Genomic DNA, 13,600 nt, shown 5'->3' with positions numbered 1-13,600 from the left:
GCTTCCAATATCACCGCATGCGATCTTGTGGCTCACACTACTTCACAGCTCGTTTACGCCCTTTTGGAGTATTCGCAACAGCGATCACGGGAGCGACCATCTTTTCGTAAAGGCCGAATAGGTGCTCGGCTCGGTCACGATCACCCTGGAACGGCTGCTTGCGGTAGAGCTTATCCACCGCACGGTCGAGCGCTTGATGAGCTTTCCGGAGGCTAGGGGGCATTAGGTCGGGATCGTAGAGCTCGGCGAGCGACGATCCTGCGTGAGCCTTGCGTTCGTCAAGAACCTTTCTGGCAAAGGTATCAAGCTGCGTGAGATCATTAATACCGGATGCTGGCATAGGGAACGCATTGTAATTGATGCCAATGCTATATTGATATCGGCTTTCCAATCGACCGCCCACACAGCGGGTCCACGCCATGTGCATTGCCGACATTAGGATGCCGAATTCCCATAGATTTGCACCAAGCATAATTCTAATTTTGTTGCTTGGAATGGTTGGTGGTTCCAACCAAGCGATAGGGATGTATTCCCTTCGTTCGGAACTAACCTCCGGAATAACTAAGAACGGTGCATCCGGGATGACTGTTACATGGAAGTTTCGAGGGGTTTGAGCTAGCGCCTTGGATGAGATGCCCGGCTCTTTTAGGCTGCTTCGATCTTTACCTTTTGCGGGAATTTTTCCCAGCCTGTAGTCGCGGACTTGTGTGATGACGTCGCGGAGATGGGGAAGGTTCGACAGAGTAGAGGGAGCGACTTCTGCCAAATAGAGGATGAAGCGCTCTTCGTTATGCAGGAACTCTCGGCTTCCGATGAACGGGTGCATAAAGGGAGCAGCTTTAGGTTCCCGCTTTAGAAATGCCGCCTTCTCCTCGGACGAGAAAATGAAGTATCCGCCGTCAATCGGTTTGGAACCAATGACAATTTTTGGCAAACCGTTCAGAGGTCGGCCAGTTTCCTTAACTACAAGATGAGGATTTGCGAGCATTCCCGCGTCGAACAGATAGGGTGAAATGGCTGTATGCAAGCTTTCCACGGGTTCGCCGTTGATGTCAGAATAGGAGAATAATCGGCGTTCTTTAGGTGCCATTGCAGCTTTGGTTAGGCCAATAATTACCACGTGGACATGAGCTTTGCCTCGCGCATCAGAACCCCATGCAAAGGTCCGGTGCGCAAACCCAATTTCCAGCTTAAATTTCTCGAAGAGCAGAGGCCAAAGCTGCGCAACTTGTTCGCCTTGGGTGATGGAATTGGTCGATACAAATCCAATCTTTGTGGTGTTGGATTTGATATAGTTACCGGCCTTGATGAACCAAGCGGACACAAAATCGAGGGTGCCACCGCTTTGGCCCAGGTTAGCGATTTTGCGCACCTGCGCGCGCTGCTCTTCGCTTTGGTATTTAGCTCCTATAAACGGTGGATTGCCGAAGATGTAGGAGCATTCTTCCGAGGGAAGTAGTTGGGTCCAGTCAGTTTCAAGGGCATCACCAAATAAGATATGTGGTGATTTTCTAAGAGGGATGCGGACATAGGATTGCCCGAACTCAAGGCTCAGCCGGTTGTTCATGATGTGATCCATCATCCACAGTGCGGTTTCCGCGATGCGCGCCGGGAATTCTCCAATTTCGATACCGTAGAACTGGTCCACATTAAGACGAGACAACTCGGCAGCGTCTAGCTCAGCCTGTGCCTCATGGGTGGTGTAGGCGCGCAGTTCACGGATGAGGTCAATTTCAAGCGTACGGAGCTCACGGTAGGCAATGATTAAGAAATTGCCACAGCCGCAGGCTGGGTCGAAGAACTTCAGCTTACTGAGGCGTTGATGGAAGGCCTGCAATTCTGCTCGTCGCCGGCTGTCTTTACGACCTTTCAAACGTGCGAATTCGGCGCGAAGGTCATCGAGAAATAGTGGCTCGATGACCTTCATGATATTCTTCTCAGTCGTGTAATGGGCACCCTGTGCGCGGCGCTCTGCCTTATTCATCACCGATTGGAATAGCGAACCGAAGATCGCGGGTGAAATTCCCGACCAGTCGAACTGGCAGGCATCAATAAGTCGTTGGCGCATTTCCGTGTCAAAAGACGGGATCAGCAATGCATCCCTAAAGAGGTCGCCATTGACATACGGAAACCGGTTTAGGTCGGAATCGAGATTTTTGGGGCGCTTGGCCTCTGAGGTGTTGAGCACCTGAAAAAGCTGCGCGAGCCAGCCACCAAGGTCTGAACCGTCCTCCCGAGTGCGGTTCTCCAGCAGATCAAGGAAGATATCACGGGGTTCGAATATCCCCGTATCGTCAGCAAACAGACAGAACACAATTCGAACCAGAAACTGTTCAAGGTCATGCCCGACGTAGCCTGAGCTCTCAAGTGCGTCGTGCAGGCGGCCTACCAGCTCCGAAGCTTTAATATTTACGGGGTCTTGATCCTTAAAGGACCGTTTCTGAACGCCCGTTATAAACCCGAGCTTTTCGACGTTCTTTGGCAGCTCAGAAAGCTTGAATTTTACCTCTTCATTATCTTCAAGATCATACAGCTCAAAAGACTGGAAATCGCTTACAAGGACGTAGCGGGGAAGTTCTGCGTCTTTTAGACCTGGAAAGTAATTGAGCGCCTGTGTCTTGGCCTTTGCAAGTGACAGTCCGGCACTCTTTTGCTCTACTAGCAACATGCCCTTCCAGAACAGGTCGATAAAGCCTCGCTTCGCACCTAGGTTCTTGACCGGCTCTTCAAAAGCCGCCACTCGCTTGACCGGCACTCCAAAGACATCGAAAAGACCCTGATAAAAAAGTTGTGTCTGGCCTTTTTCGTAGCCGTCGTTCTCCCACTCTTTCGCAAAAATGGCGGCTCTCGCCCTGATCTCATTCCACGATAAACGCACTAATAGTTCCGTCCCTAATTTTCCGTTATTGAGACATGTTCTAAGTATCTCGTCTATATGTTTGGCGTAGCATGGATTCGATTTAGGCGCACTGCTGGTTACGAAAAATTGGCTCAACTTTCGGTAAAGTTGATTGAGGCGGCCGCTGTTTGTCTAACGTTTTGTTATGCCTGCGCAGGCAAATGACTCTGGCAGAGCAAAACGCTGTGCTAGCACGGATTTTAGCACAAAATTTTTGCGACGAAGAATTTCTCAATCATTACAATACAATACATATTGCAGTGTCAGGCTCATAACCTGAAGGCCGCAGGTTCAAATCCTGCCCCCGCAACCAATCCTGTCCCCAAACAATGCAACAGCTATGCTCATCGTCCCTCAGCACCATAACCTGAAGGCTGAGGCGCGTTCGAGCAAAGCTCGATCAAACAGTCCTCTGGACCGTTTGAAGCAACGAACGGGGCAAAGCCTGCCCACAAATCCAAACACAAAAAGCCCGCCTCAAGCGGGCCTTTTTGTGTCTGGTAACCAATCGAGGAGTTAAAGCCTCATCAGGGGCACAAAAGAAGGCAAAGCCGACGCAGGCGGACAGAAACAACAAAGCCTGCCCCCAATTCCCCTTCTCCCAAAACGAACACCAGACATAGCCCCAGCTAGCCGGATCTACGCGGTTGATGCCAAAGATGATCCCAAATAGCTTCGGCACCAAACTCCTCAACTCAAAAAGCAAACTGCCCGCCTGGAAACCAAACGGGCAGCCAATGGATTGCAGTTTTAAAACAGAAGGCCTAGCTTCTCGGCTTCAAATTCTCTGCGTCGTAAAGCGGCTTGTAGCCAACGCTGGCAACTTCCACCGGATATGTTTCGCCAAAATATTCCACCTGCAGCTTGCGGCCTTCCTGGGCGTAGGACCAGGGGAGGTAGGCGAGCGCGATGTTCTTGCCGATGGTGGGGCCGTAGGCGATCGAGGTGGTGAAGGAGCGGCGGCCGAGCTCGTCGACCAGGGTCTCGCCGGTTTCCGGATCCATGACTGGCAGGATGCCGACCGGGTAGCGAGCGACGCCATTCGGGTCGACGTTATCAGTGATCACCAGCGTGCAGAGCATGGCCGGCTGGTGTTCGCGGGCGCGATATTCGAGATGCTTGGCCTTGCCGCGGAAATCGGCGTCCTTGACCTTCGGGCGCGCAAGATCGGCTTCGAGCAGATTATACTCCGTCAAGAGGTCGGCATTCTGCAGGCGCAGGCTCTTTTCCATGCGACGGCTGTTGGCATAGGTTTCGACGCCGACGGCGATGGCGCCCGTCGAGCGCAACGCATCCCAGACGGCGAGCGCATCGCCATAGGCCATGTGCAGTTCCCAGCCCTGTTCGCCGACATAGGAGATACGGAAGGCCGTGACGTTCTTGCTGGCGATGCGGATCTGCTTGATCGCGGCGAAGGGGAAGTTTTCCTGCGACAGGATGTCCGGGTTCTCGACCACCTTCTGCAGGTTGGTGCGGGCGTTCGGCCCCCAGATACCGATCGTGACATAGCGTTCGGTGACGTCGGTGATGGTGACGTTGAAACCCTTGTCTTCGGCAACGCGGCGCATGTAGTGGAAATCGCGCGGGCCGGCATCGGCGCCGTCGATCAGGCGGCAGCGATCGGCCATGCGGATGACGGTGAAGTCGGCGCGAACCATGCCTTCGTCGTCGAGGAAGTGGGTGTAGATACCCTTGCCGATATTGGCATCGCCGCCGATCTTGGCCGCGCAGAGCCATTCCAGCAGCTCGACATGATCGGGACCTTCTATGTCATACATGGCGAAATGCGAGAGGTTGATGATGCCGCAATCTTCGCTGAGAGCCAAATGTTCGGCATTGGAGACGCGCCAGAAATGGCGGTTGTCCCATTCGTTTGCGCGTACCGGGATGCGGTCGCCGTATTTTTCGAGCAGGTGCTCGTTTGCGGCATAGCCATGCGCGCGTTCCCAGCCGCCGAGCTCCATGAAGTAGCCGCCGAGCTCCTTTTCGCGCTCATAGAAGGGCGAGCGGCGGATGTTGCGGCCGGTCGCATAGGGTTCGCGCGGATGGACGGCGGGATTGTAGATCTTCTGCGCGGCCTCGGTGCAGCGACCCTCGATGAACTTTTCTTCCAGCATATGCGGGTAGAAACGGGAATAATCGATCCTGTTGTGGTCGATCGGCGTGCGGCCGTCAGTCATCCAGTCGGCGACAAGCTTGCCGAAGCCGGGGCCGTCCTTGACCCAGATGGCGACGCAATACCAGAGACCGCGAACCTTCTGGCTTTCGCCAACGGACGGGCCGCCATCGGTGGTGACCTGCAGGAGGCCGTTGAACGAATGGCCTTCATTGTAGCCGAGTTCGCCGAGGATAGGCGTCAGTTCCATGGCGCGTTCCAGCGGCTCGATGATCTGTTCCATGTCGAGATCGCGCTGCGAGGGAGAGAGGCGAGCCTCATGCTTTTCGAGGAGGTCGCGCGGATGGCAGAGACGGGGGTTCTTCTCTTCGTAATAACCCCATTCGATCTGGCCGCCTTCGGCGGTCTTCGGGTCGCCGGTATCGCGCATATAGGCCGAATTGCCCTGGTCGCGCATCAGCGGGAAGCCGATTTCCTTGCCGGTATTGGCGAATTCATTGTAGGGGCCGAAGAAGGTCAGCGGGTGATCGACCGGCATGACCGGCAGGTCTTCGCCGACCATTTCGGCGATCAGGCGGCCCCAGAGGCCAGCGCAGACGATGACATATTCGGCTTCGATGGTGCCGCGATGGGTGACGACGCCGGTGATGCGGCCATCCCTAACGATCAGCGACTGGGCCGGCGTATTGGCGAAGGATTGCAGCTTGCCGCTCTTCTCACCCTGATCGATCAGCTTGCCGGCAACGGTCTGCGAGCGCGGGATCACGAGGCCGGCATCCGGATCCCACATGCCGCCCTGAACCATGCTTTCCTCGATCAGCGGGAATTTCTCCTTGATCTCGGAGGGTTCGATCAAGCTCACGCGCGTGCCGAAGGCCTTGCCCGAAGTCACCTTGCGCTTGATTTCCGCCATGCGATCGTCGTCGCCGACGCGGGCGACTTCGAGGCCGCCGACGCGGGCATAGTGGCCGAGCTTATCGTAGAAATCGATGGAATAAAGGGTCGTCCAGCAGGAGAGGAAGTCATGGCTGGTCGTGTAGCAGAAGTCGGAGGCGTGCGCCGTCGAGCCGATATCCGTGGGGATGCCTGATTTGTCGATGCCGACAATATCATCCCAGCCGCGCTCGATCAGATGATGAGCGATCGATGCGCCGACGATACCGCCGAGCCCGATGATGACGACCTTCGCCTTTTGAGGAAATACTGCCATTGCGTGCGACCCTGATTGATACTGAAAGCGGATTTTATGATGTGCGCGGCGGCGACCAGAGCCTGTCTACGACATATTCAAGATGCTTGCACGACGACCACCAGACCGCCCAGCTTGAGAAGCGTGGGATTTTGCCATCGTAAGCATGGGGCGAGGATGTCGCAAAGGCGATGGCACGCTTTTAGGCCCGTATCGGCCGCCCTATTGCGGAATGGATTGCATCATGATCTCGCGACGCAAAAGCGGGCCTTCTTCGCCAAAATAGCTTGTGAGCAATTTGCTGAAATCATCCGATTGGAATGTCTCGGTCAGGGTCTGATCGACCAGCAGCCGGAAAGCGGAATCATCTTTCCGGAGCGCTATGCCATAGGGCTCGTGCGTGAAGAGACGGTTGCCTATCACAAGCGCAGCCGGCCTGTGGGCATGCGTTGCCAGATCGAAAAGCAGCGCGCGGTCGGCAAAATAGGCGTCGATCTTATGGTCTTCGAGCGCGGTCAGGCCGTCCTGATGCGTGGCGAAATCGGCGATGCGTGTTTTGGGTATATCGGGGCCGAGCGCTTCGCGCAGTGTCGCGCCCGTCGTCGTGTCGGCGCGAACGCCGATCGTGCTTGTCGCGGGCGCCTGCCTGGCGGAAACCTGTGTCGGCATCTGGTCGAGGAAAAGCACCTTCAGATAGTCGGGCGAATCCTTGCGCAACAGGGCACTCGCGCCTGTCAGGAAGATCGGCTGGGAAAAATCGACGTTCTGGCGCCGGCCGAGATTGATGGTGAGGGCGCCGCAGAGAAGGTCGACCTGGCCGCTTTTCACCGCATCGAAGCCATCGGCGAGGGTGGTTTCGACATAATCGCGCTTCAGATTGGCGACCTTGGCTCCCACGGCATCGGCTATTTTCCCGCAGAGATCGATGGCATAGCCCGTCGGGTTGCCATCCTTCTTCTTGAAGGAGAAGGGAGCCTCGTCGCTGATATAGCCGATCCGTATCGTGCCTTTTTGCGCGATGAGGTCGAGCGTCTGCGCGGCTGCAGCCGTATAGGCGGATATGCCGAGCACAATGCCTGCCAGAACCAATCGTCGCATGCAATTCGCCGGCATATCCTGATCTCCGAAAGAAAAATGGGCGATCGCAAAGGCTTAGGCGCAGATTATGGGCTGGCAGGTTTTTGTCAACGGCGGATTGTCTCCGGCACTTTGCTATCGAGCAAGGGTGGCGGAAACTGACCGCTCGAAAGGCCGCATGCCTCACTTCGACAGGGTGTGGCGATCCGCCCAGCCGGAAATCGCAGCGGCGATGGCCTGGGGCTGATCTTCCGGTGCGTTGTGCCGGGCAGGTCCGCAATTCTGGACCTCCAGATTGGCTATATTCGCCCGGCACCAGGCCGTCATCGTCTCACCGATCAACAATGTTTCGGCCGGGCCGTCGAAGGTCAGCAGCAGCTTGGGAACTTCGGTGCTTTTCGCGAGCCAGGCGTCGTAAGCTTCGATGCGCTCGATCACATCGGCCGGTTCGCCTTCGATCGGCATCGAGCGCGGCCAGGCAAGTAGTGGTCGGCGGCTTTCGCGCGTCGGATAGGGGGCAGCGTAGACGGCATGGTCCGCTTCGCTGAGGCCATTGAGTACGGTGAGCTTCAGCGCCTGCTCGATGAAGAAATTCTCGTCCAATACCTTGGTTTCACCGATACCGGGTGACCGGAGCGCTTCAAAGCGCGGGCGTGCGCCCGGAAAGTCGTCCCAGGTCATCGGCCGAACGATCGCTTCTAAAAAGGCGATGCCACGCACGCGTTCGGGGTGGCGGGCCGCCCAGTCGAAGGCGAGTGCTCCGCCCCAGTCATGGCCGACCAGCACGACATCGTCGAGCGCCAGCGCATCGAACCAGGCATCGAGATAGCGGGTATGATCGGCAAAACTATAGGCGATATCGGGCTTGCCCGAGCGGCCCATGCCGATGAGATCCGGCGCAAGGCGGCGGACTGACGTGGCAATGTGAGGGGAGACATTTCGCCATATGTGCGACGAGGTGGGATTGCCGTGCAGGAACACGAAGGGCGCTCCAGTTCCCGCATCCTCGTAGAAAATTGTCGAATCCAGCACGTTGACCATGGGCATGTGGGTATCCTCTTCTGAAAAGAAATGGTAAGGTACCTGTCTATTATCATAATGGTCAGGTGCCTGTCTATATGGAAAATGATGCTCCGGCCCAGCTGTCGCTTGGCCTGCTGTTGCGGCTGGTTCACCAGCATTACGCTCAGGATGTCGATGCTGCCTTGGAAGAGGCCGGCTTTGCCGATATCCGGCCGTCGCATTCCAATGTCTTCACCTTTGCGCGTCCGGAAGGAATCCAGGTGAGCGAACTGACGCGGCTTGCTCACGTGCGCAAGCAGACGATGACGCAGGCAGTGGAGGAGCTTGAGCGCCTGGGTTATGTCGAGCGCCGGCCGGATCCGAGCGACCGGCGCGCGCGGCTGGTTTTCCTGACCGAGCGCGGCAAAGGCGTGCGACCGGTCGCGATGGCAGCCGGCCGGCTGGTGGACCGGCGCTGGTCCGACATGGCCGGATCGGAAGAGATCGAGGCGATCAGGCAGGCTTTACAAGGCCTGCTTGATAAGCTGCGCGGTGGCGACGGAGATGCCGGCGAGCCAGTGGACAGGGCAGGCGGCTAAACCACATCGTTGAGCCGTCCAGGGCTGCGGCTATATCTCGTGCGGCCCCCGATATCACGAAGATTTTCGTTACCCTGTCGCGGTTTCTGGCCTATCTGTTTTGCACCATCGTCAATCCATGGGAACGCTGATGCAGGAGAGAAACTTGATGCGAAAGACAAGTGTCAGGATGCGGAAAGCAGGCTTTGTGCTCGGTGCGGTTTTTGCAGTACTTGGCGTGACCAACAGCCCCGCACTGACATCACCGGCGGCGGCGCAGACGATCATCGACGACTGGGCCAAGGTGAAGCCACCGGCGGCACCGGAGCTGAAACCGGTCACGGTCGATCTGAAGACGACCGCCTTGCTGGTGCTCGATTTTAACGGCGCGCAGGACTCGACCAAAGGGCCGTGCAACGAGAAAACCAAGCCGCGTTGCCTGGCCTCCCTGCCGAAGGTCAAAACCTTGCTCGATCAGGCGCGTGCCAAAGATGTGCTCGTGGTTTTCAGCCTGGGTGGAGCCGGTGAGGCGCAGGATATCGCAACGGTCCTGGCCCCGTTGGCGAGCGAGCCGGTCGTAAAATCCGGTCCCGACAAGTTCATCGGCACCAATCTGCGCAGCATCTTGGCCGACAAGGGCATCAAGACCGTCATCGTGACAGGCACGGCCTCGGAAGGCGCCGTTCTCGATACGGCGACGGACGCAGCCTTGAACGGTATGAACATCATTCTGCCCGTCGACGGCATGTCGTCCACCGAGCCCTATGCCGAGCAATATGTGGCCTGGCACATGGTCAATGCGCCCGGTGTCTCGCAGAGGACGACGCTGACCAGTATCGACAAGATCAAGTTCTGATCCAGTAGTCGATCGAAGGAAGCATCCCGCTTTCGATCGAGAGAGCGGGATGACGATGTTTAAGCCAGGGCTTCGTCGAATAGATTGAGAAGGCGCTTCCAGTGCCTTTCGGCGCCGGTCTCGTCGTAAACGCCATGGTGGTCGGGCACTGTCCATCCATGTGCCATGCCGACATAGTTTTCGACGATGTGGTCGACGCCGCCGGTGCGAAGTGCTTCGGCAAGGCGGGCCGATTGCTCCGGCGGGAAGCTGTTGTCGATACCGGCGACGCCGACATAGACGCGTGCCTTGATATCGGCTGCAAGGCGGTGTGGGCTGTCTTCCGCGTCGCTGGCGAGATTGCCGCCGTGGAAGCTGGCGGCCGCGGCGATACGGTCGGGATAGGCAGCAGCCGCAGTCAGGGCGCGGCCGCCGCCCATGCAATATCCGACCGCGCCGACCGCACCCTTGGCGCCGGCAGCCGATAGGGCATCAAGGAAGGCGGCGCTATCGGCTTTGGTCATTTCCTGCGTCGTGCCACGCAGCATCGTCATAATGGCTTCACGAGATGTCGGGTTGCCGAAGGCACTGCCGTCGAAGGGACCATAGGCGCCGAACCGGTAGAACAGATCCGGAAGCAGCACGATATGGCCGGCATCGGCTAGCCGTTGCGCCATGCCGTAAAGTGAATCGCGTGGACCCATGGCATCCATGTAGAAGATCACGCCATGCTCGGCCGTAGCTCCGTTATCGGGGCGGAAGAGTGCGGCCTTGACAACGCCGTCGGCTGTCTTGATGTCGATGTCCTGTTTCATCGTCGTATCCCTTGCGATGCTTGTTGTCTGATTATCTTCCCCGCGCAGCCGCCACCTTGGCAAATGGCCGGCAGGTGCTCAATAGCAGCCTTCGCTGAAAGTGATGCGACCGGCGGATCGCCGATCAACATCTCTTGAGTTTCCGTGTCCGTCTGCCGTGACATAGTATCGCCAGCAATAATGGCTATGGGCCGGACCTTTGGAGGATATGCCTTGATGTCTTTTCGCCAGACGGTTCCCGGCTTGCTTTTGGCGCTTTCCCTGATGTCGACGCCGGCTTTTGCGGCGACGCCCGAGCAGCCACATGCTGCTCCCGGTAACGGTGGTGTCCTGTCGCTGCTGCCGCCCGATGCGGTGAGCGACCATGTGCTGAATGCCGGTGGCAAGAGCATTGCCTATACGGCGACGGCCGGCACGCTCGATCTCTTCGGGCAGGATGGCCAGCGCAGCGCGGCGATCTTCTACACCGCCTACGTGGCAAAGAACCGCGATGCCGGCCGGCCCGTCACCTTCATCTTCAATGGTGGACCGGGGGCTGCGTCGGCTTTCCTCAATCTCGGTCTTGTCGGCCCACGCATTGTCGATTTCGGTCCCGAAGGCCGCGATGGCGCCAATGCGAAGCTGGTGGACAATCCGCAAAGCTGGCTCGATTTCACCGATCTCGTGCTGATCGATCCGATCGGCACGGGCTGGAGCCGGACGGTGAAGCCGGATGACCAGAATGACTTCTATGCGGTGGACAGCGATGCCGAAAGCCTATCCAAAGCGATCGCTCTTTACGTCAGCCATAATGGCCGCGCCGTGTCGCCGAAGTATATTCTCGGCGAAAGCTATGGCGGGTTTCGCTCGGTCAAGGTCGCCAACAGCCTGCGCGAGGATCAAGGCATACTGATCTCGGGCATCGTCATGCTCTCGCCCTTGCTCGAGGGCCGATATGTCTTCGGCGGCAGCGACGATGCGCTCGGCGCTGCCCTGGAGCTGCCTTCGCTGGCCGCAGCCGAGCTGGAGCGGCAAAATGCGTTTAGCGACAAAGCGGTTCGGGATGCACAGGCGTTCGCCCTGAGCGAATATCTGCCTGCCTTGGCCGGCCCGCCGCCCTCGGGCGATGCAGGCCGGGCCTTCTATGGTCGGGTGGCAAAGCTGACCGGCATCCCCGAAGATGTTGTTGCCAGGAACCAGGGCTTTCTCGGCAGCGTCTATCGGAAACAGTCCGACGGCAGTGGTGGCGAAGTGGCGAGCGCCTATGATGCGTCCTTTCTGGCGCCAGACCCCTATCCGCAGTCGGAGTCCGAGCATGGCGGCGACCCGATCCTCGATGGTTTCGTCCGTGCCTATGGGGGAGCCTTTTCTAGCTATGCGCGCGATGAACTCGGCTTCCACACCGATATGACCTACACGCTGCTGTCGTCATCGGTGAACAGACAATGGAAATGGGGCGGGCGGAACAATGGCGGCTCGCGCCTCAGCGCTGGCGTCACAGACGATCTCAAGGAATTGCTATCGCTATCGCCATCCTTCCGGCTCATGATCGGCCAAGGCTATAGCGATCTCGTCATTCCCTTCGGCGTCAACAAATATGTGCTCGACCATATGCCCCCGTCCCTTGCCGATCGGGTGGCGCTGAAGCTCTATCGCGGCGGCCACATGTTCTACACGCGGCCGGCCTCGCGCGAACAGTTCACCGGGGATGCCAAGGCGTTCTTCGCCACGCAGGCTCAGGCTCAGCCGGCGGTGAAATCGAACTAGCAGGCCTCTAGTGCAACGCCACCGGCTGTGATCTCAGGTGCTTCTCGCGACCATCCCTTTGATGGTTTCGAATAGTTCATCCTTCGCCTGCTGCGGGGTAATGTCCCCCTTGCTGGCGGCATAGGACAGGGATTCGGCAGCACCCAGCATCGCCCAAAGACCGGCCGATCCGATGGAGCGCGTGTTGGCGAAAGGCGCGAGTGTTGCCCGGCACTTCTCGATGAAGGCGGTCTCGTATTCGCGCTTGATCGCTTCGAGCTCCGGGGAGCCCGCGAGTGCGGCGATGATGCCTGGTATCTCGCGGCCCTGCAGCAGCACGCAATCGACATAGGAGGTCGCGATGACCATTGCCTTGTCGATCAGGGTCTGTGCGCTCGCCTGAAGCGCTCCATCCATCACGGAGTTCTGGCGCTCGTCGAACTCCCGGTAGAGCGCTGCCAGCAGGCCAGGGCGGGTGGCAAAGTGGTCATAGACGACGGGCTTTGTCACGCCGGCCCGCTCGGAAAGCCTTCCCAGCGTCAGAGCTTCCGTGCCCTCTTCCCCCACGATCCGCCACGCGACCTCGATGAGCTGTCGATACCGATCCTCGCGCGACAGGCGGCTGCGTGGCCGTGAACCGGCCATGTAATTTTTGTCTTCTGTGGTTGACATCGCTATATACCAAAGGTAACTTACTAAAAGTATATAAGGCTAAGTAGCCTTCTGCAATTGGCTCATAGGAGTTTTTCATATGCATGCACTCATCGTTGTCGCGCATCCCGATCCGAAGTCACTCAGCCACAGCATCGCTGCGCATGTCGCCGAGGGCGTGAGCAGTTCGGGCGACACATTCGAGATCGCCGACCTTACCGCTGAAGCGTTCGATCCGAGGTTCAGTGCTGCCGATATTGCCCTTCATCTCAGGGAGGCGTCGGCGCCTGCGGATGTCGCTGCCGAACAGGCGAGGATCGACCGCGCCGATGCGCTGGTGCTCGTCTATCCCGTCTATTGGTGGTCGATGCCGGGACTTCTCAAGGGATGGATCGATCGGGTGTTCACCAACGGCTGGGCTTATGACGAGATGCCCGGTGACAAGTCGATCAAAAAGCTGGGGCATCTTCGTGTCCATCTGATTGCCATCGGCGGAGCCACCATGCGCACCTATGCGCGCCATGGTTATTTCGGCGCCATGAAGACGCAGATCGACCATGGAATTTTCGGCTATTGCGGCGCATCTGTCGCGACCTCCGAGCTGCTTCTGACGGAAGCGCAGGATGTGGCGTCCCATCTCGATACCGCCCGCACCATCGGGCACAATCTCTTTGCCGCTGCTCAGCGGGATAAGACGGCAGACGCGGCCTAGT

The 13,600-nt window shown here is 58.0% G+C and carries 9 protein-coding genes and 1 pseudogene; 4 read left to right on the top strand and 6 right to left on the bottom strand.

The window, feature by feature from the left end:
* Window positions 1-37 precede the first annotated feature (37 nt).
* The 4 genes and pseudogenes from BSK43_RS11780 to BSK43_RS11765 all read right to left on the bottom strand — a co-directional run.
* A complete protein-coding gene (locus BSK43_RS11780) occupies window positions 38-2,878 on the bottom strand; it encodes a DNA methyltransferase (RefSeq protein ID WP_077472164.1) in 2,841 nt (946 codons plus the stop codon).
* A 785-nt stretch (window positions 2,879-3,663) separates the two neighbouring features.
* Window positions 3,664-6,225, bottom strand: a complete 2,562-nt coding sequence (locus BSK43_RS11775; protein WP_077472465.1) for an FAD-dependent oxidoreductase — start codon at window positions 6,223-6,225, stop codon at window positions 3,664-3,666.
* Window positions 6,226-6,426: 201 nt separating this feature from the next.
* Window positions 6,427-7,317 (bottom strand): amino acid ABC transporter substrate-binding protein, encoded by an 891-nt coding sequence (locus BSK43_RS11770; RefSeq protein ID WP_077472466.1) that lies wholly within the window; start codon window positions 7,315-7,317, stop codon window positions 6,427-6,429.
* Window positions 7,318-7,464: 147 nt separating this feature from the next.
* Window positions 7,465-8,334, bottom strand: a pseudogene (locus BSK43_RS11765) (haloalkane dehalogenase); the annotation flags it as partial.
* A gap of 65 nt (window positions 8,335-8,399) precedes the next feature.
* On the opposite strand from BSK43_RS11765, the gene BSK43_RS11760 reads away from it, so the two are divergent.
* Window positions 8,400-8,882 carry a MarR family transcriptional regulator gene (locus BSK43_RS11760; RefSeq protein WP_077472560.1) on the top strand — a complete coding sequence of 161 codons (483 nt, stop codon included), beginning with the start codon at window positions 8,400-8,402 and terminating at the stop codon, window positions 8,880-8,882.
* A 148-nt stretch (window positions 8,883-9,030) separates the two neighbouring features.
* A complete protein-coding gene (locus BSK43_RS11755) occupies window positions 9,031-9,717 on the top strand; it encodes an isochorismatase family protein (protein ID WP_246662536.1) in 687 nt (228 codons plus the stop codon).
* Window positions 9,718-9,776: 59 nt separating this feature from the next.
* Here the strand turns inward: BSK43_RS11755 and BSK43_RS11750 are convergent, their stop codons facing one another.
* Window positions 9,777-10,511 (bottom strand): dienelactone hydrolase family protein, encoded by a 735-nt coding sequence (locus tag BSK43_RS11750; RefSeq protein WP_077472469.1) that lies wholly within the window; start codon window positions 10,509-10,511, stop codon window positions 9,777-9,779.
* A gap of 216 nt (window positions 10,512-10,727) precedes the next feature.
* Between BSK43_RS11750 and BSK43_RS11745 the strand changes: the two genes are divergently transcribed.
* Window positions 10,728-12,257: a carboxypeptidase gene (locus BSK43_RS11745; RefSeq protein ID WP_077472470.1), complete on the top strand. Its 1,530-nt coding sequence runs from the start codon at window positions 10,728-10,730 to the stop codon at window positions 12,255-12,257.
* 33 nt (window positions 12,258-12,290) lie between these two features.
* Here the strand turns inward: BSK43_RS11745 and BSK43_RS11740 are convergent, their stop codons facing one another.
* A complete protein-coding gene (locus BSK43_RS11740; RefSeq protein ID WP_246662535.1) occupies window positions 12,291-12,881 on the bottom strand; it encodes a TetR/AcrR family transcriptional regulator in 591 nt (196 codons plus the stop codon).
* A gap of 106 nt (window positions 12,882-12,987) precedes the next feature.
* Between BSK43_RS11740 and BSK43_RS11735 the strand changes: the two genes are divergently transcribed.
* Complete coding sequence (locus BSK43_RS11735) at window positions 12,988-13,599, top strand: NAD(P)H-dependent oxidoreductase (protein ID WP_077472472.1); 612 nt, start codon at window positions 12,988-12,990, stop codon at window positions 13,597-13,599.
* Window position 13,600: the final 1 nt, after the last annotated feature.

Origin of the sequence: Rhizobium sp. P44RR-XXIV, from assembly GCF_001999485.2 — a bacterium.
Lineage (GTDB): Bacteria > Pseudomonadota > Alphaproteobacteria > Rhizobiales > Rhizobiaceae > Rhizobium.
The sequence above is the reverse complement of the archived record's forward strand: the minus strand, read 5'-3'. Positions and strand labels throughout refer to the sequence as shown.